At 60.1% G+C, this 348-nt stretch carries 1 pseudogene; it reads left to right on the top strand.

The annotated features are described in order from the left end of the window. Positions 1 to 132 precede the first annotated feature (132 nt). Positions 133 to 348 (top strand): annotated as a pseudogene (locus AF337_RS12185) (magnesium transporter); the annotation flags it as partial.

Here is a 348-nt window from a genome sequence, read left to right on the forward strand (position 1 = left end):
CGCCTGGTCAGACCACGCACCGACGCGGATGATGCATGTTTTACGAAATAGCATTATGATCGGCTGAGCGCCTGACTGGCGGAGGGGCTGGCCGCGGATTTGTGATCCGCGCGGAATGGAGGACGGCAGGATTTGGAACGGCTAAAGGATCTGGACAGTATTTCCGCGCAATCAGGTGGCGGTTCCACATCGCCTCCGTATGAACGGCCCGGCGTCGTGGCTGCTGCCGTTTACCAGCATGGGCAACGCATTCGCGACATCAGGATAGAAGAGGCCGGCGAATGGCGAAGCAGGGAGAATGCCATCGTCTGGATCGGCCTGCACGAGCCGGATGAAGTGCTGCTGCAC

This window comes from Rhizobium ecuadorense (assembly GCF_001187535.1).
Lineage (GTDB): Bacteria > Pseudomonadota > Alphaproteobacteria > Rhizobiales > Rhizobiaceae > Rhizobium > Rhizobium ecuadorense.